The following is a 25997-nucleotide window of genomic DNA, read 5'->3' on the forward strand; positions in this document are numbered from 1 at the left end:
GCAGACGGGCTATGTCGACGAGTTCAAGGCGGAAATCACCAATGACAATTTACGACGGCCAGATCAATCTATAACGCCCATTTTATAAAGGAATCAACCAGGGTGATGCACAGAGCCGCAATGAATGTGGTAAAAAAATCCCTGATTTTAAAATCCTGAACCAATTTATCCGTGCCCCACAAAAGAATGGCATTGATCACCAGTTTGAACAAGCCGAATGTAATGATTATAAACGGCAGGGAAATCAAAATCAGGAGCCAGCCGAACAGAAAACTGATCACACTGTAAACAATGGCGACAATGACTGCGGTCATGAAATTTTTTATCCGGATACCCGGAAGAAAGTTTGCGACCAGAAAAACAGCAATACTTAGAATCAGAATGTTGACCAGCGTGGACATAAAAATTTCTCCTCATTCCCGGGGTATCTTTTAAAAAAAACAATATCAGGCATACCTATCCCTGAAATTTCGAATTTTTTGCACTATAAATGTCCATGGCCGATCTGTCAAGAAAACCGGGAACACCCATTTTTCATCAACCTTTTTGTTGATCCTTTTTCCATTTATTTCAAAGAATAAATAGCATATTGGATATTAATTCCTTGTAAAACCATCAAATGGGTGTATGATACCTTGTTCTACTGATCCATCAGATCCTGTGTTCTTCCAATTGACATACCATACAGGCTTTAAACGATAGCACCGGCTAAGGATTGGAAACCGGTGTGACTGCATAAATATTTAAGGAATACCATGCCTCAAAAAAATTTACCCGCGACCGGGTTTGAGCAAATGAATCTAAACCCGATTGTGTTTTCCGCCCTGAAAGATCTGGGATATGACACCCCCACCCCCATCCAGTCCCGGACCATTCCCTGTCTGATCCAAGGAAAAGATGTACTGGGACAGGCCCGGACCGGCACGGGAAAAACAGCCGCTTTTGCCCTGCCTTTGCTGTCCCGCATTGATTTGACAAACAAAAAGCCCCAGGTGCTGGTGCTGACTCCCACAAGGGAACTGGCCATCCAGGTGGCAGCATCTTTTAAAGACTATGGCAAAAACATGCCCGGACTGAACGTTCTGCCGGTCTACGGCGGACAAAGCTATGGCGTTCAGCTCAACCAGCTTAAGCGGGGCGTCCATGTGGTGGTAGGGACCCCGGGCCGGCTCATGGACCATATGAAAAAAAAGACCGTGTCTTTTTCAGATCTCTTCTGCCTGATTTTAGATGAAGCGGACGAAATGCTGAATATGGGATTTATCGAAGATGTGGAATGGATTCTGGACAAAACACCCCGGGATCGCCAGTCTGCGCTGTTTTCCGCCACCATGCCCGGACCCGTGCAAAAAATCGCCCGGAAATACCTGAACACACCGGAGCAGATCATACTGCCCCAGGATACGCCGGACTCCGGTAACATTCACCAGCAATACTGCATGATGGATCAGAGAAAAAAAACCGGTACACTGGTCCGGATACTTGAGTCGGTTCATTTTGACGGCGTGATTGTCTTTACCAAGACCAAAGCGGCAACCCTTGAAGTGGCCGCAGCCCTCGAAGCCGGCGGATTCAAGGCAGAGGCCCTGAACGGGGACATGGCCCAGAACGCCCGGGAACAGGCTGTGAACCGTCTGAAAAAAGGACATATCGATATCCTTGCGGCCACGGATGTGGCAGCCAGGGGCCTGGATGTGGACCGGATTTCCCATGTGGTGAATTTCGATATGCCGTCCAAGGTGGCGCCCTACATTCACAGGATCGGACGCACCGGCCGGGCCGGACGGACCGGCGAAGCCATTCTCCTGTTGAACAGAAATGAAAAATGGATGCTCAAAGCCATTGAAAAACAGACCGGCACAAAAATCAAAGAACTGGTCATGCCGTCCAGTGAAACCATTAACAAAAAACGGATCACCACGTTTTACAACCGCATTTCCAAGGCGCTCTCAACAAAAGATACCGATGCAGACGTTTTTGAAACCCTGATCAGCGACTATGCCCAACAGGAAAATGTGCCTGTGGCAAAAGTAGCCGCAGCCCTGGCAAAGATGGCCCATGGAGACACCCCGTTTTTTCTGAAGGATATGCCGGCAAAGGTCTCTCGAACCGCTGTCAGAAAAGCGCCTGGAAAACCGGCGACGCCTAAAAGAGCAGCGTCTAAAAAACCAGCATTCCCCAAAAAAACAGGGGTTGAAAAACCAGTGGTCTCCAAAAAAACAGTGCCGGTAACACCGGAAGCCCCCCATACGCCTCCCCCTGAAAAAGGAATGGAGCGCTACAGGATTGAGGTGGGCAACAGCCATGGCCTGCGGCCCAAAGATATTGTGGGGGCCATTTCAAACGAGGCCGGCCTTGACAGCCGCCATATCGGACAGATCAACATTGAACAGGAATTTTCCTTTGTGGATCTGCCCTTTGGCATGCCCGGCAATACCTTTCAGATGTTGAAAAAAACCTGGGTCAGATCCCGCCGCATGGCTATTTCAAGGTGTGCCTGAATCCACAAACAGGCATCACCGCCCGGAAAACGCCAGCCTGGCCCCCAGCATGGCAAACATGGCGGCAAAGGTGCGCTGCACATATTTGACCTTTCCCGGAGAATTGGCAATCCAGATGCGGGCTTTGTCCGCCAGCAGGGCATACACAATGAACACGACCCATGTCATCCCCATAAACACACTTCCCAGCACGAGCATGTTAAGAACAGGCATAGGTGCCTGGACCGGGATGAACTGGGGCAAAAAGGCCAGAAAAAAAATGGTCAGCTTCGGGTTGAGGATATTGATCAAAAAGCCTTTGAATGCGATCTTAAACATGCTTTTCCGGTTTTCTTCAGCCGTCAGCTCCAGGGTGCCGGTCTGGCGCCACATGGACCAGGCCAGATAAAGCAGATACGCGGACCCGGCAAATTTCAGGACCTGAAACGCCAGGGCACTGGTATGAAAGATGACTGCCAACCCCAGAATACAGGACAGCATGGACGGAATAATCCCGGCCGTACACCCGGTTGCCGCAAACACACCAGCCCGAGTGCCCCTGAACAGACCGGTGGAAATGGTATAGATTACCCCGGTTCCAGGCAACACCACCACAATGAACGACGTAATTAAAAATTCCATGCTGATCATAAAAACCTCCAATAGGTCCTGAAAATAATATCTGAATCCACCCTGTTGTCAGGCCTGTGCGCACCTGGGATGCCGACCGTCTGCTTTAAATCCGTCGTGGAAAACAACGGTTCCCTGCGGCACATACCCGGTGAAAGGCAAAGCAAAAAACACCTCTAATGATTTTCGTATTCATGATTGCTTCTTCTAATTGTTGTTGAAAACGCTATGGCTTGCATTTTTCTCCAGCAGCTTACAGCAATTTCATACCCAATGGCACCGGCTTGTCAGGAACACAAAGTGCCACTTCACCATCGGCATTATGGAACCCGGTCACCAGACACTCCGACATCAATGGCCCAATCTGTTTTTTGGGGAAATTCACCACCGCCACCACCAGCTTGCCCACCAGTTCCTCCGGCTTATAAAGATGTGTGATCTGAGCACTTGATTTTCTGATCCCGATTTCTTCCCCAAAATCCACCTGCAGCACATAGGCCGGCTTACGCGCCTGGTGAAACACCTCTGCACTCAGCACCCGCCCGACACGTAAGTCTACTTTTGTAAATTCATCCCAGGAAATGGTTTGCATGATTATCTCCCATCACAGCCTCTGCTTGTGTTAAAAATTGCCACTCAAACCTTAACGAAACCTGTCATAGCACCTTTTACAGGGTGTTTCAACTGTAACTCCCGCATTACCGTCAACCTGATGCCGCTAATCTTCTGTAATGTTCCATGCCCTTCATGGGGTTTTATATTCCAAACCGCCGGGGAATATGATATTTTATCAATTTTAAATTGCACAAACATGAAAAAGGCATATGTTGACACACATGGAAACATTGGATATCAGAATCGGCATGGGCACGGATGTGCATGCGTTTGCCACAGACCGGGACCTGATTCTGGGCGGGGTGATGATCGACCATGACATGGGCCTGGCCGGTCATTCGGATGCAGATGTGCTGATCCATGCCGTGTGCGACGCCATCTTAGGTGCAGCCGGCATGGGGGATATCGGGGATCTGTTTCCGGACACGGATCCGAAATACAAAAACATCGATTCCCGCATCCTGCTGGCAACCTGCGCCCGGAACCTGGCACAGGCCGGATACCGGATCATGAACCTGGACTGCACGGTGTTTGCCCAGGTCCCGAAACTGGGGCACAAAAAACAGGAAATGGCCGCCAGCATGGCTGAAACACTGGAGATATCACCCGGATGCGTAAACGTGAAAGCCACCACCACCGAGCATCTGGGGTTTATCGGCCGAAAACAGGGAATCGCAGCCCAGGCCATTGTATTGATTGCCGCGCAAACCAACCCAAACATCAGGGAAACATGATATGAGCTTAAAAATATACAATACACTTACCAGTAAAAAAGAAACGTTTATTCCCATTGAAAAAGACACGGTCAAGATGTACGTATGCGGCCCCACGGTCTATGACACCAGCCATATCGGCCATGCCAGGTCTGTGGTGGTATTTGACATGATCTTCCGGTGGCTGACCCGCATCGGATATGCAGTCACTTATGTACGCAATTTCACGGATGTGGATGACAAGATCATCAAAAAATCCAATGAAACCGGGGAGGCGTGTGCCGCCATCACGGAAAAATATATTGATGAATTCCACAATGAAATGGATGCGCTGAATGTCCTGCGGCCCACCATGGAACCCAAGGCCACCGAGCATATCACGCATATCATCGCATTTGTGGAAAAGCTCATTGACAAAGGCAAGGCCTATGCCGTGGATGACGGAAACGTGTATTTTTCCATTGACGCGTTTGAAACTTATGGCCGGCTGTCCGGCAGAAACCCGGAAGACATGCGGGCCGGATCACGCATCGCCGTGGAGGAAAAAAAGAAAAATCCTTTGGATTTCACCCTGTGGAAGCCGGCAAAACCGGGCGAACCTTATTGGGAAAGCCCCTGGGGCAAGGGACGGCCCGGATGGCACATCGAGTGCTCCGCCATGAGCCATGAATATTTGGGCGAAGGGTTTGACATCCACGGCGGGGGCAAGGATTTGATCTTTCCCCACCACGAGAACGAAATCGCCCAGAGTGAGGCCCTGTTCGGTACCCAGTTTGTGAAATACTGGATTCACAACGGATTTGTGGACATCAACAACGAGAAAATGTCCAAATCTTTAGGCAACTTCACCATGATCAAGGATGTGCTGGAAAAATATTCGCCCGAGGTGATCCGGATGTTTCTGTTGTCCAATCACTACCGCAGCCCCATTGACTACAGCGAACAGTCCATGTACGAGGTGGGGATGGGCCTGGACCGGATCTATGGATTTCTGGAACGGCTGGAAAACCTGGGCATCACCCCGGATGCGGATAACACCCCGGGAGGCGGGCCCCTGTGGCAGGCATTTTCCGATGCCATGAACGATGATTTCAACTCAGCCAAAGCCATGGCTGCAGTGTTTGACACCGTGAAAAAAGGCAACAAGATGCTGGACCAGGCATCGGACCGGCCTGATGAAGCGGTCTTGACCGAACTGGCACAGATCAGAACGGACATGGCTGCCATCTCCGGTATTTTGGGCATTTTTCTTGAAACGCCTTCTGCCTGGTTTGCCGCCAAAAAAGACAAGGGCATGGCGGACATGACCGTGACACCGGAACAGGTGGAGGCATTGATCGCAGAGCGGACTCAGGCCAGAAAAGACAGAAACTTTGCCCGGGCCGACGAGATCAGAGACCAGCTTCAGGACATGAACATTATTCTGGAGGACGGCCCCGGCGGCACGGTGTGGCGGTTTGCCTGACTGACTGACCGGCCTGTCCTGAACCAATCCCGGAGAAGGGTCAGGCCGACAGGGTCACCCCCACCCGGAACGCCTTGAGTCCCATGACATCGGGCATATCGGCCAGGTCCAGGCGCTCCAGGTCATTTTCCAGTTTTCCCTGATCCGTGAGAAACCGGATGTGCTGCACAATCTCCTTTTCTTCATTCGGAGTGGCATACACCACGGCAATGCGCCCCGGCTGGGTCAGGCGTTCTCCGGTGCCCTTGATCAGGGCTTTGTCCAGCCGGGACTTGATGATTTCATGTCTGACATCATAGGCTCCGTCCACATCAAATCGTTTTTCATCATACCGGAACCGGATGGACAGCGGGGTGTGGTTCACCAGAATGAGATGACAGGTATCCAGCGGGATCTTCAGGTCCGGCTTGATCTTTTCCGTGCAAAGCGCCATGCCCCGGGCCGCCATGATCTGCCACAGGGTCATATCCCGGATATGAAATGACGGCAGGGTACCGGTTTCCATCATGGCGGCACCAATATACATCATGTAGTCCACCCCGTCGGTCCGGCGTTTTTCAAAATAATGGGGAAACGCCTGCTGAATTTTTGCATCTTCCTGCTCCAGATAAGCGGAAAGGCCTGAATTCAGGGCTGACACACTGTCCTCATATTCTTTTTGCCGGTGATGGATCATGCCGCTCACCGGATCCACCTCCTGGCAGTAACCATGGATTTTCTCATCCAGATCACCGGCAATTCCTTTCAGCGAGTCAAAGGTTTCAGTCACTTCCTGATTGAGAAGTGAAAACACACTGCTTTCATGACTGGAGGTCATTCCGCCGGACAGAGCCGTCAGCAAAGTTTCGATCCGGAACACATATTGACGCAGCAATGGCCAGGGCCGCGCTGCGGCCGCTGATGTCATGATATCCAGTGCCAGGGTGAGCTGCCGGGTCAAATCCTGCTGAATTCCCTGGTTTCTGGCCCTGGAAGATCCCCGGACGTCAGACTGCCCGTAAAACGGCACCACATCCTTGAAAACAATATCCTCCATTCTCGGGGAACGCTTTCCCCGGCGCAAGGCATCCAGATGGGCCAGGGCCGCCTTTTCAAACCGCCATTCCACAGAGGGGTGCACCGCGGTGCACTGGGCCTTTATCACGGTCTGGACCTGTTTGGTCAATTCATCCTGGCCCCGTTTCAGGGCCACGGCAAACAACGGGGTCACCTGGCTCATGAGGATCGCTTCAAACGGGCCGAAATCATGGGGATGGGGAGAAAAAACCTCCAGCAACCCGATCCGTTGACCCTGATATACCAGAGGCGACAGCAGCATGGACCGGATACCCGCGGTCACGGCTTCTGATTCGGCATGAATCAGCGGCTGTTTTTTTGACAGATCCGCCACCCGGAACACGGCATCTCCCTGGGCTGCCGTCATCCATACCGATCCTTCCAGGTCTTTGAGACAAAAATGATGGGAATTTAAAAACAGGCAATCCACCTTTGAGTGGTGATCATTTTTGGTCACCATGACCTGGTCTCCCTTGAGCGAGGAGATGGACACCCCCAGGTCCGGCCGCCGGAACAGGGATTGAAGCCGTGATTCGATCTGCTGGATCCCCGGAGATGCAAAAATGGAATTCTCATCCACCAGGTCCCGCTCCAGGGCCGACAGAATCGCTTTTTCCGTCACATCCTGAACCCGGATGATCACAAATCCCCTGAATTCAAACTGTGACAGATCAATGAGCCGGGCCAGCTGGACCTGATCGGCCAGATGATCCAGTATCCATTCATGATCCGCTTCCGACAGAGGCCGGGGCACACCCACCGGGGTCAGATCCACGAACCGGTAGTCCGGGACCTCTTCATAATACCGGTCCAGTCCGGTTTTCTCATCAGTCAGGACCCGGGTGTGCAGGTTGCTCAGCAACGGGCCGGAAAATCCGTAAATACGCTCCAGAACCAGGTAATAGACGCTGAGAAACCGCTGGTCCATGTCGGAATCAAATTTTTCTTTCAATGTGGGTTTCAAGGCATGGCCCCGGTCCAGAAACAGGTGCTGGAACCCGGGGGTGGCATAAAACCCTTCAAATGAACAGGGCGCGAACGCTGCTGTCAGCTCCCGGTCATAGGATGCCGGGGACACCACGGCGGTCATCAGGGTATGAACGATGTCCGGATATTCTGCCAAAGCGGAGATGTCCTGAATGTCTCCCTTAAGCGACAGAGGCAGACGCTCCATGATGCCGTCAAACAGATCCGCCATATGTGGGCACCGGGGAATCAGCTCGGTTTTCCAGAACGTGAGCAACGGGGCCAGGCTCAACATGGAACGGGCCTGAACGCAATCAGACAGAATCATCAGTCCAGAAACCGGGCTGCGGGCTGGTGGTTGAATTTTCTGGCCGTCACATAAGCGGTCAGGGCATGTTCCAGTCCCGGGTCGATGGGCGGTTTTTCGTAATTTTCCAGCCGGGGCCCTAACGCTTTGTATGCCTGATCCTCCACCCGCATGGCCCCGCTTTTTTGCCATCGGGAGTAGTCTTTGCGGTTAAAAAGACGCGATGCAGACAGGTTCCGGAACTTCTGAAACGTGGAAGGATGGGTTAAATACTGCCCCCCGATGCCCACCTGGTTCACCAGGTCCGTGTCAATGGTTTCCCCGGCCGGAATCATGGGAGTGAGGATGTTTCTGACCATGCGGCAGATCTCCTCGTCCAGAAGCCATTTTTCATACCCCATGGAGATATACGACCCCATCTGGCCGCAGGCATGATAGATGAAATGGGCCCCGTTGCGCACCACCGTGGAAAGCATGAGTGTGCCTTCGGCCAGGGCCTGGGCATCGGGCAGATGGGCGTCGGTGAGGCTGCCCCCGGCCCGGCAGGGAAGCTTGTAGAACCCGGCCATCTGGGCCGTGGCACTGGCGATCTTGACGGCTTCGGACGTGCCCACGGCCGACACCATGGTGCGCATGTCAATGGGTGCGGAAGAAGAGCCATACAGTACCGGGGCTCCCGGACTCACCAGCTGGGTGAGCACCACACCGGCCAACACTTCCGCGTTCTCCAAAACCAGCAGTTCCGGCAGGGACACCGGTCCGCTGACCCCGGCCAGGATCATGTTGGAAATCACCACGGGCTGGCGCCAGCCCGCCATCTGCAAAATCACATCCCCTTCTTCCTTGGAAAAACGTAAAGGGGACAGGGTATTGGCCACGGCCGCCACCACCGGCATATCCAGCATCTTTTCCCGGCCTCCGAAAATAATGGCGGCCATCTCCAGGGCATCTGCCGCTTCCTGGCCACTGCCCGAGGCCCCGAAAACAGGTTTGTCGCACAGGGTCATGTAGGCCAGCATCATGTCCAGGTTGGCGGTCTCCCAGGGCAGGTCCGTGGGTTGAACCATGAGATACCCGCCCATATCCACCTGATCCGAGGTCTGAACCAGTTTGCAGCAGGCCTTGAAATCGTCAAATGTGGCCGGCCGCTGGGTCCCGTCAGTGCCGGCAATATAAGTAGCCCCGCCTGTGGGGATGAACACGAACCCGTCCGGGCCGCCGATGGTCACATTTCTCGCCGGATTTCTGGCATGCAGGGTAAAGGACGGCACCGTGGTGGAAAGCGCGCGGTAGATGTCGGTTTCTTCAAAATAAACCCGGGTGCCGTCTGTTTTAAATCCCCGGGACTTGAACAGACCGGCGATACGTTCATGGTTGAAATCAATGCCGGTGTGGCGCAAAACATTCATGGATGCGTCGTGAATCCGGGTCAGGTCCTGAAAAGAGAGCCGCTGCATCCGGTCGATCATTATCTGCCTCCCAACCGTTGTTATCGGGTTTGAGTCATTATCGTTGTTTTCCCGTTACTTTGGCCCAGGTATCCCGCAGGGTCACGGTGCGGTTGAACACCGGAGCGGATGAAGTGCTGTCTTTGACATCCAGACAGAAATACCCCAGGCGCTCAAACTGAAACACCTGTTCCGGCCGGGCATGGGCCAGATTTTTTTCCAGTTTGCAGTCATTCAGGATTTCCAGGGATGCGGGGTTCAGATTCTGTGTAAAATCCTGTCCCCCTTTTTCCGGATCTTCATCCATGAACAGCCGGTCATAGAGATTGACCCGGGCGGACAGGCAGTTGCCGGCATCCACCCAGTGAATGGTGCCTTTCACCTTTCGACCGTCCGGCGCATTGCCGCCTTTTGTTGCCGGATCATAGGTGCAGATCAGGGATGTGACATGTCCCTGATCATCTTTGACCACTTGTTTGCAGGTCACCAGATACGCACTGCGCAGCCGCACCTCCCGGCCCGGGCCTAAGCGGAAGAACTTTTTCGGAGGATCTTCCATGAAATCATCCTGCTCCACATAAATCTCTTTTGAAAAAGTGATTTCCCGGGTGCCCATCTCCGGTTTCTGGGGGTGGACCATGGATGTCAGGGTTTCAGTTTTATCTTCCGGATAATTTTCAATGATCACCTTCAAAGGTCTAAGCACCCCCATGGCCCGGGGCGCGTTTTCATTGAGGTCTTCTCTGAGGCAGGACTCCAGCAGGCCCACGTCGATGCGGCTTTCCTTTTTGGACACGCCAATGGTGTCGCAGAATTTCCGGATGGCAGAAGGCGTGTACCCCCGCCGCCGCATCCCTTCCAGGGTGGGCAGCCGGGGATCGTCCCAGCCCGCCACATGGCCCTGGTCCACCAGGAGCTGGAGCTTGCGCTTGGACAGCACTGTGTAATTGATATTCATGCGTGCAAATTCGATCTGCTGCGGGTGACAGGGCACGGACAGATTGTCTAAGTACCAGTCATACAGGGGCCGGTGGTCTTCAAATTCCAGACTGCACAAAGAATGGGTAATGCCTTCCAGGGCATCGGACACACAATGGGTGAAATCATACATGGGATAGATGCACCACTTGTCCCCGGTTCGGGGATGGGGGGCTTTTTTGATGCGGTAAATCACCGGGTCCCGCAGATTGATATTGGGGGAAGCCATGTCGATTTTGGCCCGCAGGGTGTGGGTTCCTTCTTCAAACTCCCCGTTTTTCATGCGTGAAAACAGATCCAGGTTCTCGGCTGCGGACCGGTCCCTAAACGGGCTGTTTTTTCCCGGTTCAGTCAAGGTGCCCCGGTATGCCCGGATCTCTTCGGCCGGCAGGCTGCACACATAGGCCAGGCCTTTTTCAATGAGTTCTTTGGCAAAAACATATAATTGATCAAAATAATCCGATGCAAACAAGGCGCTGCCGTAATCAAACCCCAGCCAGTGCACCGTGGATTCAATGGAATCGATATAGATCTGTTTTTCCTTGGCCGGATTGGAGTCATCAAACCGCAGGTTGCAAAGGCCGGAAAATTTTTGGGCCATGTTAAAATTCAGGCAGATGGATTTGGCATGCCCGATGTGCAGGTATCCGTTAGGTTCCGGCGGAAACCGGGTGGCCACCCGGCCGTCGTTTTTGTTGTCTGCCACATCCTGTCGGATAATGGTCTCGATAAAATGGCCTCTGTTGATCGTCTCTTCCATTGTCCCCTCTTTTGTCAGCAGGCATCTGTGCCTGTCATCCCCATACGGTATGCGTTTTTCGGCACCTGATGCCGCAATAATTTTCAACGGATATAGCAATGCATTCAAACTTGCATAAATACCATATTCCAAATCGGGTTGAAAGAGATAAATTGTCGGGGCCAGAAGATAAGTTCTGACCCCGGGGGGAAGGATTTACGGCCGGGGGAGAACGCCGGCCCGTTCGGCGATTTCCGGAACTTTATGCTCCCATTCAATGGCCATGAGGTGAACCCCGGCCACGCCTTGCATTTCCTTGAACGCTTCGATCTGTTCAAGGGCGAATCGGATGCCCTCTTCGGCCTGATCCCGCTTGTCCACGCCCTTGAGGCGCTTGATAAGCGATGCCGGAATGTCCATACCCGGCACATACTTGGACATGAAGTTGGCCATGCCCGCATTTTTCATGGGCGTGACCCCGGCCAGGATGTAGCAGCGTTCATGGAGTCCTTTGTCCACCACCTGTTTCATGAAGTCCCGGAATTTGTCCATGTTGAAAATGCACTGGGTCTGGATGAAATCCGCGCCTGCTGCGATCTTGGTGGCCAGGCGGTGAACCCGGAACTCATAGGGATCGGCAAACGGGTTGCAGGCCGCACCGATGAACATCTTAGGCGCCACATCAATGTCCTCGCCGTTCAAAAATTTCTCCTCGTCCCGCATCTTTTTCACCAGAGCGATGAGCTGCATGGAATCGATGTCGTGCACGTTCTTGGCTTCCGGGTGGTTGCCGAAACTCTGGTGATCCCCGGACAGGCACAGCATATTCCTTACCCCCAGTGCATAGGCCCCCAGAATATCGGACATCATGGCCAGGCGGTTTCTGTCTCTGCACACCATCTGAAAATTGGGCTCCAGTCCCTCGGCCTTCATCAACGCGGATCCGGCCAGAGAAGACATCCGCACCACTGCGGTCTGGTTGTCGGTCATGTTGACGCAGTCCACGTTGCCCTTAAGGTATTTAAACTTTTTCCGCAAGTGTGCCACATTGGCGCCTTTGGGGGGACCGCATTCTCCGGTAAAGGCAAAATGACCGGCTGTCAGGACTTTTTCAAGATTGCTGCCTGATTGGGTTGCTGTCATGGCATGTGTCTCCTTTTATATGGTTCCCTTGACCAGTTCTTCTCTGATACTGCGCCGGGGACCGCCGTCCCGGGCCGTGCGCCAGTCCTTGAAGGGCTTGATCGCCACCAGATCTTCCAGGCGGCCGGTTTCCAGTTTCTTTTTTACAATGGCATCCCAGATGCACGCCGTGTCCTTGTGCACCTCGCAGATGCCGTTGGAAGACCCGCCGCAGGGGCCGTGTAACAGGCTTTTGGCACACCGGGCAATGGGGCACAGCCCGCCGAACAGATGGATGGCACAGGCCCCGCACCCGGCGCAGCGCTCCTCCCACACCCCGTGCTGAACCGCGCCACCGAAAAACGTGGTGTTCACCGCCGGAAAAAACACCTGGTCCGGATACATTTCCGACAGAAACTGGGGTCCCACGCCGCAGGCCATGGACACCACCGCATCATAATCTGCCACACTATCGGCCAGCTGGGCCACATATTCGTTGTCACACTGGCGTTCCAGGGCCCGGTGTTCCACCTTGACCGGCCGTCCTTCTTTCTTTCGGGCGATCTTCACCGTTGAAGCCAGAATTTCCGCCTCCTTGAGCCCGCCCACATTACACACGGTCACACATCCCTTGCATCCGAGGATAAGAATTTTATCCCTGTCCGCCACCATCCCCAGTATCTCTTCCAGAGACTTGCGATCTGCAACTATCATGTTACCTCCCTTCCGGGGTCAACTTCAGCTTCGGGGTCAGGCCTGCGTTATTGTAGTTATTTTTTATTGAATAACTACAATAACGCAGGCCTGACCCCGTTTTGACCCCAATATTGTTATCGGACCGGGGTGGGGCCCAGGTCTCTGATCTGCTCCACCATCTCGTTGGCAATCTCAGCGAACCGGGCGCCCTGGGCCGAAGACAGGTTGTACATGGCCACCCGCTCCGGTTCGATGCCCAGTTCGGTGAGCACTTTTTTCACGTATGCCACCTTGCGCCTTGCCTTGTAATTGCCTTCCAGGTAGTGGCACTCCCCTTCCAGGCATCCGGCCACATACACCCCGTCCGCCCCGTCCGCCAGGGCGGACAGCAGGTGAACGATGTCCACCCGGCCGGTGCACGGCACCTGGATGATCTTGATGTTGGCCGGGTAGGACAGCCTCATGGAACCTGCCAGGTCCCCTGCGGCGTACGCTCAGTACTGACAGCAGAACGCAATGATTCTGGGTTCATGCACCTGGGGGTTCATGGCACTTTTTTCCTGTTCACTCCGGTTGTTGTCTCGATCCTGTTGATCCGGTTTCATGATGCCGCCTCCTCGGTCTCCAGGGTTTCTTCAAACAGGGCATGGGTCTTGGCAGTGATCTGCCGGTCTGTGAAATGGTTCAAGGTGATGGCCTTGCCCGGGCATTCCGCCACACAGGCCCCGCATCCATGACATTCCGATGCCTCGATCTGCGCATATCCCTCTTCATGGATAAAGGGGATCCCATAGGGACAGGTGCGCACACAGGTCAGACACACGGCGCACTTTTCCTTTTCCACCGAGGCCACGATGCCGCCCACCATGAGGACATCCCGGGAAAGGATAATCATGGCCCGGGCCACGGCGGCTCTTGCCTGGGAGATGCTCTCCTCCAGGGGCTTGGGATAGTGGGCCAACCCCGCCACAAACAGGCCGTCCGATGCAAAATCCACGGGCCGCAGTTTGGCATGGGCCTCCACCAGGAACCCGTCGCTGTTCACCGGGACCTTAAAGGTTTCATACAGTTTTTTGTTGTCCGCCGGCACCACGCCCGAGGCCAGGACCACCAGGTCCGGGGAAAGGGTCACGGGCATCTGGAGCACCGGATCAAAGACCCTCAGCACCAGCCCCCCTTTGCCGTTGTGGGCCCGGCTCAACTCAGGCATGCGTTCCAGGTCGTACCGGATGAACAACACCCCCCGTTCCCGGGCTTCCCGGTACAGGTCCTCCCGGAATCCATATGATCGGATATCCCGGTAGATCACGAACACCCGTTTGCGGGGATCCATCTTCTTGAGGGCGATGGCGGACTTGAGGCTGTGGGTGCAGCACAACCTTGAACAGTAGGGGTGTTCCTCGTTTCTGGAGCCCACGCACTGGATGAACGCAAAAGACCGGCCCTTGAAAATCCGGGCATCGTTCTCCCGGAACGCCGCATCCATGTCCAGGTGGGTGAGCACGTCCGGGTGATCGCCGTACAAGTATTCATGGGGGCGGTATTCCATGCCGCCGGTGGCGATGACCGCAGCCCCGTGTTCAACGATGAATTCCTGCACGTTCGCCGGATGGTCCGGACCGCTGCCTTGCACCAGGGTGGTGGTGAAATGCCCCATGGATCCGGTGGTCCGGGCCACCTGGGTATTCAGATGAACCGAGATGTTCGGGTGGGCCAGCACTTTTTCAGCCAGATCCGCCAGAAAGGCGGCCACAGGCTCACCCTGCCAGGTGGCGTTCAGATGCCGGGCGATTCCCCCTAAGGTATCGGTCTTTTCCACCAGAAGAACCGCCACACCCTGGGCTGCTGCGGTCAGAGCCGATTCCATGCCGGCCACCCCGCCCCCCACCACCAGCAGCGATTTTTTAATGGGCAGGCTCACCTGGTGCAACGGTTCCACAAACGCGGCCCTGGCCACGGCCATGCGCACCAGGTCCTTGGCTTTTGCCGTGGCTTTGTCCGGTTCGTTCATGTGGACCCAGGTGTTCTGGTCCCGGATATTGGCCATTTCAAACAGATACTTGTTGAGCCCGGCATCCCGGATGGTCTCCTGGAACAACGGCTCGTGGGTTCTGGGAGAACAGGATGCCACCACCACCCGGTTGATCTGATTTTCAATGATCACCTGCTTCATGTGGTCCTGGGTATCCTGGGAACAGGTGAACAAATTGTCCTCCACATGCACCACATAGGGCAGGGTTTTTGCGTAATCCCGGACCGCGGGCACATCCGCCACCCCGCCGATGTTGATCCCGCAGTTGCAGACAAACACCCCGATCCGGGGAACAGCCCCGGCCACATCGGTTTCCGGCGGCAGTTCCCGGGTCCGGGTGAGGATCCACCGGTCTTCGGCCATGGTCATGGCGGCGGTGGCGGCGGCAGCTGAGGCTTCCATGACAGAAGAAGGGATGTCCTTGGGCTCCTGAAAGGTGCCGCACACATAGATGCCGGGCCGGGATGCCGCCACAGGGGACAGATCCGTGGTGGCGGCAAATCCGTGGGCATTGAGGTCGATGCCCATTTTTTCCGCCAGGGCCGCGGCCTCCCGGTTGGGGGCCAGTCCGATGGACAGCACCACCATGTCGAATATCTCTTCAGCCAGGTTTCCGGCCTCGGTGGCATACACCAGCCGGTACCGGTCCCCGGGTTCCGGGAACACCGAGTGAATGCGGGACCTGACATACCGCACCCCGGCATCGTCTTCTGCCCGCATCTGATATTTGTCAAACTCCTTGCCATGGGTGCGCATATCCATATAGAAAATGGCGCAGTCCAGTTTTTCTCCGGCATGCTCCTTGGCGATCACCGCCTGTTTGGTGGCATACATGCAGCACACCCCGGAACAGTAGGCATGGTCCCCCTTGTTGATGTCCCGGGACCCCACGCACTGAAGCCAGGCGATCTTTTTGGGTTCTTTTTCATCGGACGGCCGCACCAGGTGGCCGGCATACGGGCCGGACGCGGACAGAATCCGCTCAAATTCAAGGGAGGTCATGACATTGGGGCTGTGGCCGTAGCAGTAGGTAATCATCTGTTGGGGTTCAAACGGGGTGAATCCCGGGGCCAGGATGATGGCCTTGACCTGCACTTTATGGATTTCGGGCATCATGAAATGGTCCACGGCATCGGCCAGGCAGGCATCCACGCACTGCATGCACTCAGAGCAGTACCCGCAGTTCAGGCACCTGGCGGCTTCTTTCTGCCCGTCAGCCGGATCATACCCCAGTTCCACCTCATCAAAATTGCCGGCCCTTTTTTCGACAGGGAGTTCCGGCATCCGGTATCGGGCTTCATGGGGCATGTCCGGATCCACCGGCCGGTAGACCGGCTCTTCCGCCACCGGCACATCCCGGCCTTCGGCCATGTCTTTGCCGGTGAGATACCGGAAGATCGATTCCGCCGCCGCCATACCGGCAGCCACCGCGCCGATGGCCACCCCGGGACCGGTCTGCACATCCCCGCCGGCAAACACGCCGGCCCGGTCCGTGGCCAGGGTGACCGGATCCACCTCCGGGGTGTTCCACCGGGTGATTTTTACATCCGCCAGATCCTCGATCACGGAAATGTCGGGCTGCTGGCCGATGGCACTGATGAGTTGATCTATTTCGATGTCGTATTCGCTGCCCGGCACAGGCACGGGCCGGCGCCGGCCCGATACGTCCGGCTCGCCCAACTCCATTTTGATCACCCGCAGGCCCGCCACCCGGCCGTTCTTTTCCAGAACCTTCTGCGGGGCCGCCAGATAGGTGATGGCCACGCCTTCGTCCTCGGCGGCGCAGATCTCCTCTTCCCAGGCCGGCATCTCGTTCCGGGTTCTTCTGTAGATAATGGTGACATTCTTTGCCCCCATACGTACCGCGGACCTTGCCACGTCAATGGCCACATTGCCGCCGCCGATGATCCCCACCTGTGTTCCGGTTTCCGTTTCACCATTTAAATTGAGTTCCCGCAGGAAATCCACGCCCTGGCGGACCCCGGGCAGATTTTCACCGGAAATATCCAGAGACAGCCCTTTGTGGGCGCCCAGGGCCAGGAATACGGCATCAAACCCTTCGGCCTTCAGGCTGTCCACGGTAAAATCATGCCCCAGGCGCTGGTGGCAGTGGATCAGCACGCCTAAGTTGGTGATCACATCGATATCTTTGTCCAGCACGTCAGGGGGAAGCCGATGGTCCGGAATCCCCACCCGCAGCATCCCCCCGGGTTTGGGCAGGGCTTCGAAAATCACGGCATCCACCCCTTTTTTCGCCAGATGAAACCCTGCGGACAGCCCGGCCGGGCCGGACCCGATGACGGCCACTTTCTTTCCGATCTTCGGCGCACAGGGAATCTTGATATCCCGGGGATCAAACTGGTCTGCAGCCAGGCGCTTGAGATCTCTGATGGCCACCGGGGCCTCCACCTGACAGCGGCGGCAGGCATCCTCGCATTCATGGGGACAGATCCGGCCCAAAACCCCGGGCAGCGGCAGCTGCTCCATGATGATCTCCAGGGCCTGCCTGTATTTGCCCTGCTTGACCATCTGCACATACCCCTGAACATTGAGCCCGGCCGGACAGGTAAGGCGGCAGGGTGCCTTGTCTGCCTTTTCAATGGCCCAGGCCGAAGGCATGGCCTGGGGATAGAGCTTGAACGCGGCTTTACGTTCTCCCAGATTTTCGTCAAACCGGTTGGGCAGGGTCACCGGGCACACCTTGCCGCATTCCCCGCAGGCCGTGCATTTTTCCAGGTCAATATACCGGGGATGCTGCGTCAGGGTCACCGTGAAATTGCCGGCCTCCCCGTCCACGGACTCGATGTCGCTTGAGGTCAGCAGTTCCACATTCAAATGCCGCCCCGCCTCCACCAGCTTGGGGGAGATAATGCACATGGAGCAGTCATTGGTGGGAAAGGTCTTGTCCAGCTGGGCCATGGTGCCGCCGATGGCCGTGTTGTTGTCCACCAGGTAGACCAGGTGCCCGGAATCGGCCAGATCCAGAGAGGCCTGGATACCGGCGATACCGGCGCCCACCACCATTACCGATCCTTTTTCCATTTCGGTCATGTCATTCCTCCTTGCATTCAGTCCCACTTGGGGCATTTAGTCCCACCCGGGGTCAAAGTCCCACGTCGGCCAGGTCCGGGCCGAGATAGGCGCGTTCAGTATCCGCCAGAACCCCTAACGCCAGGCAGATGATGGTCCACAAATGGACCACGTGATACCTGCCGCCGTAGTGGTGGCCGATATCCTCGATCTGGCCGTGACAGTTGTGGCAGGGGGCGATGACGTAATCGGCCCCTGTGGCCATGATCTGGTTGAACTTGATTTTGCCGTAAGCCCGGCGCTGGTCCGGGAACCCGGCCTGCAGGGCCCCGCCCCCGCCGCCGCAGCAGAAATTGTTCATGCGGCTGGGCACGGTATCGATGAAATTCTCTTCGCCCACCACGGCTTTCACCACAAACCGCAGATCGTCTACGATTTTGTTGGACCCGCTTTTCCGGGCGATGTTGCAGGGATCCTGGACCGTGAATTTCGCACCGATATCTTTGTTCCAGTCTGAATTGACCTTGAGTTTACCTTGTTTGATCCACCGGGCGTACAACTCGATGATGGTGATGAGTTCAAACTTGTGGGGAATCTTGTATTTGCGCAATCCCTCCAGGATTGCAAAATAGGAGTGGCCTCACTCAGTATTGACCACCAGAGGACTTTTGAGGTTGTTGTCCACATGCAGGACAAACTCCTCGATGATATACCGCCACCCTTCATCGTCCGCCAGAAACATGCAGTAATTTTCGCCGGCCCACATCACCGAAGGGTAGGTCCAGTCCGCCCCCACCAGGTGCAGGATCTTCCACAAGGGTCCCATCTCCTCGGGTTCGGTGACCGGTTCCCGGGAGTTCTGGTTGAGCACCATCTGCGCGCCCACCCGGTCCACAGTGACCTCCAGGTCCTCGAACCCGGGATGGTCCTCTCTGATCTCTTCGGCCACATCCAGGACCGTGAATTCAAAATCCTCTTTGGCCGCACCCATGGCCGATCCGGTGCGGATATGCTGGTCGCAGGAGCCCAAAATGCCTTTGGGCCTTTTTTCCCGGACCATCCTGGCCCGGATGTTGTAAATGAGTTTGGGGATATTGATGTTCATGGGGCAGGCCAGCTGGCACCGGCCGCACATGGAGCATACCCACTTCCAGTCGGATTTGAGGATCTCTTCGTCCATGCCGAAATTAAGCATCCGGATCAGTTTCCTGGGATCCATGCCGAACTGCTCGGACGCGGGACATCCGCCGGTGCAGGTGCCGCAGGTCAGGCACAGATCAAAGTTTGCATCCGGTACCTTGTCCAGTACCGCTTCCTTGAGTTCGACATCAAGGGTGTCTATCTTGATTGCCTCTGCCATGGTGCGTCCCCCCTGTATTCGATTGAAGGCTTATGTCATTTGATCATGCCTCACCTGAGTTTGGCTGCGTTCAGGTACCGGGCCAGTTTGTCCTCACCGCCGATGGTTACGATATGCACGCCCTGGCAGATATCCTTGAGGCTTTTGACGGTATCTGCAAACAGCTCGATGCTGGCCTTTGTCCTGTCCGGTGCGTTGAGCAGCTTCTGGATCACCCATTCCGGCACCAGGCCGGACTTGAAGTGGCGGTTCAGAAACTTGCCCATGCCGGCCGTGCGCAGAATCATCACCTCAGCGATCACCGGGACCCGGAACGGGGCCACCTGTTTCATGAACTTTTCAAACTGGTCCACGTCAAAAATCGGAGTGGTCAAAAAATAGCCGGTCCCCACATTGAGCATGTCCTCCAGTTCCTCCATGCCCCGCTTGGGCATTTGCTTTCCCCAGGGGGTTTCCACACCGGAACCTAAGGTAAATTCAAAATTTTTGCCTAAGTCATTGCCTTCGATGGTGACCCCCTGGCGCAGGTGGTCTAAAACCGATGCCAGCTTGCCGGAATCCACATGAAAAAACATGGATTCCTGGAGACTGTCGCCGGAAATCCGGTAGTCCTCGGTGAACACCAGCAGGTTATCCACCCCCACCTCATGGGCCGAAGTCAGGTCCTTCTGGAGCTGATACCGGTTCTTGTCTCTGGTGGTGGTCTGGTAAATGGCATTGAACCGGTTTTTCAGCAACAGGTCACAGGTCTGAATGCTGTCCCCCACCACGCCTTCAAGTTCCACATCAGACACGGACACGCCGTCCACCCTGCCCCGGACCCTGCTCAGGCTTTTTACCAGTGCTTCAGGTTCGTCATCGCCAAGGGGGGCCTGAACTTCAGAGGTCACAACAAATCTCTTTTTTTCCAAAGATTCTTTTAAATTCATGATCTGCCTCCTTGTTATTTAAGTCCAAGCAGTTTTGCGACTTCTTCTTTGAGCTGGTGCAAAGGCAAGGGCTTGGAAAAACAGACATCCGCACCATTTTTCTTCATCCGGGCGAATTTCTCGTCGTCCAGATACGCAGACAGCACAATGATTTTCGTATGTCTTGTCTCCTCGTTGTCCTTAATTTTCTTGCAGACCTCATATCCTTTGATATCAGGCATCATGATATCCAGGATCATCAAATCCGGCTTGAAATGGTTGACCTGAAGTCCTGCCTCAAACCCGTCGGACGCTGAGATCACCTCATAGTCGAACTCGTCCTCCTCCAGGGCCTGGACAATGGATTCCACAATGATCATGTCGTCATCCACCACCAGGATTTTCTTGCGGGCACTGTCATCTTTTTCCTCCGGGATGGGAATTCCCTGATCGCGCATAAAGATTTCCAGGTCGGATTTCTTAATCCGCCGATGCCCCCCGACCGTCCGGTACGCCTTGATATGGCCGGCCTCCACCCAGTTGATAATGGTTTTAGACGAAACATTGCAGTACTTGCTGGCCGTGAATACAGTCAATGTGTCTTCCATAATGCCTCCTTTGCATTGATGGTGTTATAGTTTTTTCTATTATTATAAATAATATACGTTGTCAAGAAAAAAATAATAACTATAATAAATAAAATAACTATACTTTCTTCCCGTTGCTGAACGCATCTGTTTTTTTGTCGCGAAGCGACACGGAAATCACGAAGTATAAATAGAAGGAAGGGGCAGGCAGGATTTTTACAGGTGGTTTGTTACGCCAGGGGCAGTTTGATGGTGAACCGGGTCCATTCGCCGTATCGAGATTCCACGGTAATGTCGCCGTCATGATCCTGAATGAATCCATAACACACCGAAAGCCCCAGTCCCACCCCCTTGACACTGTCGGTCTTGGTGGTGAAAAAGGAATCAAACACCTTTTCCAGTTGTTCGGGCTTGATACCGGTGCCGGTATCTTCCACAATGATATAAACCATGTTGCCGTTGGGCCGGGTGGTAATAGACAGAGTACCGCCGTCGGGCATGGCATACATGGCATTGGAAAACAGGTTGATGAACACCTGGCGCAGCTGATCCCGGGAAGCCATGATGATGCCCGGGTCCGAGGTCAGGTCCAGTTTGACCTTGATGGAGTTTTCCCGGAACCGTTTGTCGTAGAGCACCATGAGCTCATCGATCACGGAGTTGACGTCCAGTTCGGCCCGTTCGGTTTCATCCGGCCGGGAAAAAGACAGCATTTTTTTGAGCATGTCTGCCAGACGCACGGTCTCGGACAATGACATATCCAGAAGCCGTCGCCGCTTGTTGGAAGGGGGGATCTCGGTTTTGAGCAGTTCCAGGGTATTCATGATCCCGAACAAAGGATTGTTGAGTTCATGGGCGATCTGGGAGGTGAGCCGGCCCATGGCGGCCAGTTTTTCAGACTGGAGCAGATGCTGCCGGGCTTCGGCCAGTTCCCGCTCGGTTTTGAGGCGTTCCCGCAGATCCACAAACAGGGCCACGGTAGCGGTTTCTTTTCCGCTGTCATCATAGAGAAACGATGCGGACAGGTTTCCCTCCAGCCGGACCCCGTCCCGGCGCTCAAAGGTCAGGGGATAAGAGGTCAGCCGGCCCACTCCGCCATATTCTGTGTCCCGCATCATCCGGGTCACTTCCGCCGCCACTTCCCGGGAATAGATCTGCTGGACCGTCATTTTGTCCACCACTTCATCGGCGGGCAGTCCGAACAGATTTTCCGCTCCCCGGTTCCACAGCATGATCCGGCCGGTCATGTCCATGGCCATGATGGCATTGGGAGAGCAGGAAATAATGTTGTCCAGAAAATCGTAGGCTTCCCGGATTTTATTTTCGCTTTTCTTGCGCTCGGTGACATCCACCACAATGCCTTCGTACCCCAGGACTTCACCATGGGTGCCGTACCGGACATGGGAGGTTAAAAGGATGTCGATGAGATGCCCGTCCCGGCGCCGCCACTGGAGTTCGTAATCCACCACCCGCCCTTTTTTCTCGATAATCCGCTGATATCTTTCCCGGTCCCCGGGTGTCAGATACACATCCCGGGCCAGGTCCAGAGCCAGGAATTCTTCCTTGTCCCGGTATCCCAGAATCCTGAGCAACGCCGGGTTCACATCCAGAAACCGCCCCTGTTTGCTGGAAATAAACACCCCGCATCCCGCATGGGTAAACAGTCGCTGATAATTTTCTTCGGAAAATTTAAGCCGGGCTGCCTGCTCCTTGCGCCGGGTGATGTCCCGGTAGATGGACAGTTTGGACCGGGTCCCGTCCCGGTTGGTCACGGGAATTTCAGACAAGGCAAAGGTTTTTTTCGCCGATTCCAGATAAATTTCTGAATGCCGGGTTTCGTTTTTTTCGAAAATCTCCCGGTAATTACACCAGTCACAGGGGTTTTCATAATTGAGCAGCACCTTGTGGCATTTTTTTCCCACCCCGTCTCCGAACAGGTCTTTCATGAACCGGTTCATATACTCCACTGTAAAATCTTCACTCACAATATAGATACCGTCTTCGAACGCATCCAGTGCGTCCAGCAGCCGCGGGGTGTGGTCACTCATACCGGGTCTCCTTATTTTGAAGGATTTTCCAAGATTTTTCACAGTATCGCCCGGGATCTTATTTGTCAATATCGACACGCCCGGGATATCCATGATATATTTGTACAAACATTCCCCCTTAAAAAAGCAGGAGGCACCGCACATTTTGAAAACCGAAAAAGAGATCAAAAAAAGGCTGGCGGAACTGAAGATCCTGATTCAAGACACCAAAGACCGGCTGCCGGCCCATTCGGTCAAACCGCCGGTGATGATGGATCTGCTGGCCTATGAAGATGAATACGATGACTTGAGGAAACAGCTGGCAAATCTGAAAAAATGAACCAGGTGCCGGCCCGGCTAAGACGGAATGGATTGTAATTTTTTATACTCATCCATCAGCGGCTTGTATTCCTCATATGCGGCTTTGGCCCACCAGAGCTGCTCTTCAGATGGCCGCCCCTTGATCTGTCCGGGGGCCCCGAAAACCAGGGAATAATCGGGAATGACTTTGCCGGCCCCCACCAGGGCGGCTGCACCGATCAGGCAGTAATCACCGATGCTGGCTTCATGAAGCAGGGTGGCATTCATGCCGATGAGCACATAATTACCGATGGACCGGCAGTTGAGCACGGCCCCGTGTCCGATGACCACCCGGTCCCCGATGAACACATCTCCGTCTCTGCCGTTGGGGGCCCCGGCATGGATCACGCAGTTGTCCTCCACAATGGTCTTTTGCCCGATGGTGATTTTTCCCAGATCCGCCCGGATGACGGCACCGGGCCACACACTGGACTCTTCGCCGATTTCGATGTCTCCGATCAGCACGGCCGTGTCGTCCACATAAGCCGATGGCGCAATCCTGGGTGTTTTGCCTTTAAACGATCGTATCATGGGTGGGTCCGTCTCCTTCCATCTGTTTTGAAAAACACCATGCTTTCCCGTCGGGACATGGCAAACGTTATTTTTGTTGTTTACGCAGTTCTGTGACCGGAATGCCGCCGACGCCCCAGTTGTCCGTATCCACCTCATCAATGGTCACAAACGTGGTGGCGGGATTTTTTCCCAGCACATCTTTGAGCAGCCGGGTCACCCCTTCAATGAGCTCGGCTTTCTGTTCCTTTGTGGCGCCTTCTCTGGTAATTTTTATGTTCACGTATGGCATAAGACCTCCCCCGGATTGTTACAACACCCCGTCCAACTCATGCTTTAAAGAGCGGTTCATCAGGCGCTGTATGGTTTCTTCCAATGGATAATTCTCAAACAAAACATGATAAACTTCATTGCAGATGGGCAGATCCACGCCCAGTTTCCGGGACAGGTTGTACACGGACCGGGTGGTTTTCACCCCTTCGGCCACCATACGCATTTCCGAGATGATGTCATCCAGTTTTTTGCCCTGGCCGATCTGCATCCCCACCGTGTAATTCCGGCTCAACGCGCCGGTACAGGTGAGCAGCAGGTCTCCGACTCCGGCCAGGCCGGACAGGGTCAGCGGGTCGGCCCCTAAGCGGGTGCCCAGACGGTTCATTTCCGTCAACCCCCGGGTGATCAGAGCGGCTCTGGGGTTGAGTCCCATGTTCATGCCGTCACAGATGCCCGCGGCAATGGCCAGGACATTTTTCATGGCCCCGCCGATCTGGGTACCGACCGGATCATGGTTGACATACACCCGGAAGGTGGGGCCGGCGAACACCGCCTGGACAAACCGGGCCACCCGGTCATTCACAGATGCCGCCGCCACCACCGTGGGAATTTTTGCCGCCACTTCCTTGGCAAAGCTGGGACCGGACAACACCGCCAGATTTTCCGGGGGCAGAAAATCCAGAATTTCTTCCAGAATACCGGTCATGGTGAGATGGGTCTTGTTTTCAATTCCTTTGGATGCACTGACCACCACAGCGTCTTTTGCAATGAACGGTTTCATCTGCATGGCCACGGACCGCATGAAATGGGAGGGAACGACAACCAGCACCAGATCCTTGTCCTTGACCACGGTTTCAATATCATTGAACGGATGAATGGCATCGGGAAGCAGATACCCCGGCAGAAACACCCGGTTTTCCTGCAAGGTTTCAATCTGTTCCTTTACTTCGGATTCAAACACCCAGAAATCAATATCAAACCCTTTTTCAGCCAGCAGTTTGGCAAGCGCGGTTCCCCAGGAACCGGCCCCCACGACCCCGATGCGGGTCGATTGTATGTCATCTATCTGTATCATGTATCTTTCCTGACGGTTTCAGACCTGTCACCTTCGGTCCAGTCGGTTGTAAATTTTGAAAAACCAAATATACAGCAACCCTTTGGAACATTCAATGCCCGTTTTTTTCAGTGATAAAAAACCGGATGCACGGTCTGATTCTCCAGAAACAGGTCGATGTCTTCGAGCAGGTCCAAACGGCAGGTATCAAACAAAGCAGAGGATATCTGACGGCTGAAACGGGTTTTCAGCAGCAGTATCCGGGAAAGTGTCTGTTCTTTAAATAAAAAAATGATCACATTATGATTGCGGTATCGGGCGATCCATACATCGGAAACATCCAGTTCCGGTGTATGGGTGAAATGACGCTGGGTCAAAAGCATGGTTTCAGAATCCGGCGTGCAGGTGATCAGAGTCCGGATGGCAGGCACCCGGTTGATTTCTGCCAGGATTCGCTGCCTGGGCGCACCGATCTTGAAATTCCGGTACCCGGTCAAGGTATAGGAATAGATACCGGCCGGAGAGATCGCCAGTACTTCCACCAGGATGACAATCACCAGCATGCCCAGTCCCAGAGATATCTGCAGGGCACGCTGCCGCTGTTTTTTCATTATTTGCACCTGCCGGTCCGGCCGAAACAA

General features: G+C 54.6%; 22 protein-coding genes. 4 read left to right on the plus strand and 18 right to left on the minus strand.

The window, feature by feature from the left end; genetic code table 11:
- Positions 1-68 precede the first annotated feature (68 nt).
- Positions 69-401, minus strand: a complete 333-nt coding sequence (locus tag DPO_RS20130) for a phage holin family protein (RefSeq protein WP_006968215.1) — start codon at positions 399-401, stop codon at positions 69-71.
- Positions 402-794: 393 nt separating this feature from the next.
- Between DPO_RS20130 and DPO_RS20135 the strand changes: the two genes are divergently transcribed.
- Positions 795-2501 carry a DEAD/DEAH box helicase gene (locus DPO_RS20135; protein WP_236610008.1) on the plus strand — a complete coding sequence of 569 codons (1707 nt, stop codon included), beginning with the start codon at positions 795-797 and terminating at the stop codon, positions 2499-2501.
- Positions 2502-2516: 15 nt separating this feature from the next.
- Here DPO_RS20135 and DPO_RS20140 read toward each other — a convergent pair whose 3' ends face one another.
- A complete protein-coding gene (locus tag DPO_RS20140) occupies positions 2517-3131 on the minus strand; it encodes a LysE family translocator (RefSeq protein ID WP_006968217.1) in 615 nt (204 codons plus the stop codon).
- A 232-nt stretch (positions 3132-3363) separates the two neighbouring features.
- Positions 3364-3702, minus strand: a complete 339-nt coding sequence (locus DPO_RS20145) for a tRNA-binding protein (protein ID WP_006968218.1) — start codon at positions 3700-3702, stop codon at positions 3364-3366.
- Positions 3703-3934: 232 nt separating this feature from the next.
- Between DPO_RS20145 and ispF the strand changes: the two genes are divergently transcribed.
- On the plus strand, positions 3935-4459 hold the full coding sequence (ispF, locus tag DPO_RS20150; protein WP_236610009.1) for a 2-C-methyl-D-erythritol 2,4-cyclodiphosphate synthase: 525 nt from the start codon (positions 3935-3937) through the stop codon (positions 4457-4459).
- A 1-nt stretch (position 4460) separates the two neighbouring features.
- On the plus strand, positions 4461-5903 hold the full coding sequence (cysS, locus tag DPO_RS20155; RefSeq protein ID WP_006968220.1) for a cysteine--tRNA ligase: 1443 nt from the start codon (positions 4461-4463) through the stop codon (positions 5901-5903).
- Positions 5904-5943: 40 nt separating this feature from the next.
- Here the strand turns inward: cysS and DPO_RS20160 are convergent, their stop codons facing one another.
- The 11 genes from DPO_RS20160 to DPO_RS20215 all read right to left on the minus strand — a co-directional run bounded on the left by DPO_RS20160 (position 5944) and on the right by DPO_RS20215 (position 23180).
- A complete protein-coding gene (locus tag DPO_RS20160) occupies positions 5944-8253 on the minus strand; it encodes a GAF domain-containing protein (protein WP_006968221.1) in 2310 nt (769 codons plus the stop codon).
- Positions 8253-9701 carry a trimethylamine methyltransferase family protein gene (locus DPO_RS20165; RefSeq protein WP_006968222.1) on the minus strand — a complete coding sequence of 483 codons (1449 nt, stop codon included), beginning with the start codon at positions 9699-9701 and terminating at the stop codon, positions 8253-8255. The genes DPO_RS20160 and DPO_RS20165 overlap by 1 nt, the downstream gene beginning before the upstream one ends.
- Before the next feature lie 37 nt (positions 9702-9738).
- The gene (locus DPO_RS20170) at positions 9739-11418 is read right to left on the minus strand and encodes a glutamine--tRNA ligase/YqeY domain fusion protein (RefSeq protein ID WP_006968223.1); all 1680 of its coding nucleotides are present in this window, start codon (positions 11416-11418) and stop codon (positions 9739-9741) included.
- 195 nt (positions 11419-11613) lie between these two features.
- A complete protein-coding gene (locus tag DPO_RS20175; protein ID WP_006968224.1) occupies positions 11614-12540 on the minus strand; it encodes a methylenetetrahydrofolate reductase in 927 nt (308 codons plus the stop codon).
- Between the two features lie 15 nt (positions 12541-12555).
- On the minus strand, positions 12556-13233 hold the full coding sequence (locus tag DPO_RS20180; RefSeq protein WP_006968225.1) for a methylenetetrahydrofolate reductase C-terminal domain-containing protein: 678 nt from the start codon (positions 13231-13233) through the stop codon (positions 12556-12558).
- Between the two features lie 116 nt (positions 13234-13349).
- Positions 13350-13736: a hydrogenase iron-sulfur subunit gene (locus DPO_RS20185; RefSeq protein WP_236610011.1), complete on the minus strand. Its 387-nt coding sequence runs from the start codon at positions 13734-13736 to the stop codon at positions 13350-13352.
- Positions 13737-13816: 80 nt separating this feature from the next.
- On the minus strand, positions 13817-18298 hold the full coding sequence (locus DPO_RS20190) for an FAD-dependent oxidoreductase (RefSeq protein WP_006968228.1): 4482 nt from the start codon (positions 18296-18298) through the stop codon (positions 13817-13819).
- A gap of 52 nt (positions 18299-18350) precedes the next feature.
- A complete protein-coding gene (locus DPO_RS24785) occupies positions 18351-19637 on the minus strand; it encodes a (Fe-S)-binding protein (protein WP_083912100.1) in 1287 nt (428 codons plus the stop codon).
- A gap of 50 nt (positions 19638-19687) precedes the next feature.
- The gene (locus DPO_RS20205) at positions 19688-20566 is read right to left on the minus strand and encodes a methylenetetrahydrofolate reductase (protein ID WP_006968231.1); all 879 of its coding nucleotides are present in this window, start codon (positions 20564-20566) and stop codon (positions 19688-19690) included.
- Positions 20567-20580: 14 nt separating this feature from the next.
- Positions 20581-21153, minus strand: coding sequence for a response regulator (locus DPO_RS20210; protein WP_006968232.1), 573 nt, complete (start codon positions 21151-21153; stop codon positions 20581-20583).
- A gap of 209 nt (positions 21154-21362) precedes the next feature.
- Entirely contained in the window at positions 21363-23180 is a 1818-nt protein-coding gene (locus DPO_RS20215; RefSeq protein ID WP_006968233.1) for a PAS domain-containing sensor histidine kinase, read from the minus strand.
- Between the two features lie 145 nt (positions 23181-23325).
- Here DPO_RS20215 and DPO_RS20220 point away from each other — a divergent pair, with 145 nt between their 5' ends.
- Complete coding sequence (locus DPO_RS20220; RefSeq protein WP_152427757.1) at positions 23326-23499, plus strand: histidine kinase; 174 nt, start codon at positions 23326-23328, stop codon at positions 23497-23499.
- Positions 23500-23516: 17 nt separating this feature from the next.
- Here DPO_RS20220 and DPO_RS20225 read toward each other — a convergent pair whose 3' ends face one another.
- The 4 genes from DPO_RS20225 to DPO_RS20240 form a co-directional block, all read right to left on the minus strand.
- Complete coding sequence (locus tag DPO_RS20225; RefSeq protein ID WP_006968235.1) at positions 23517-24050, minus strand: gamma carbonic anhydrase family protein; 534 nt, start codon at positions 24048-24050, stop codon at positions 23517-23519.
- Between the two features lie 67 nt (positions 24051-24117).
- On the minus strand, positions 24118-24321 hold the full coding sequence (locus DPO_RS20230; protein WP_006968236.1) for a tautomerase family protein: 204 nt from the start codon (positions 24319-24321) through the stop codon (positions 24118-24120).
- Positions 24322-24339: 18 nt separating this feature from the next.
- The gene (locus DPO_RS20235) at positions 24340-25377 is read right to left on the minus strand and encodes an NAD(P)H-dependent glycerol-3-phosphate dehydrogenase (protein WP_006968237.1); all 1038 of its coding nucleotides are present in this window, start codon (positions 25375-25377) and stop codon (positions 24340-24342) included.
- 107 nt (positions 25378-25484) lie between these two features.
- A complete protein-coding gene (locus tag DPO_RS20240; RefSeq protein WP_006968238.1) occupies positions 25485-25967 on the minus strand; it encodes a hypothetical protein in 483 nt (160 codons plus the stop codon).
- Between the last annotated feature and the right edge of the window lie 30 nt (positions 25968-25997).

This window comes from Desulfotignum phosphitoxidans DSM 13687, from assembly GCF_000350545.1.
In the GTDB taxonomy this organism is placed as follows: domain Bacteria; phylum Desulfobacterota; class Desulfobacteria; order Desulfobacterales; family Desulfobacteraceae; genus Desulfotignum; species Desulfotignum phosphitoxidans.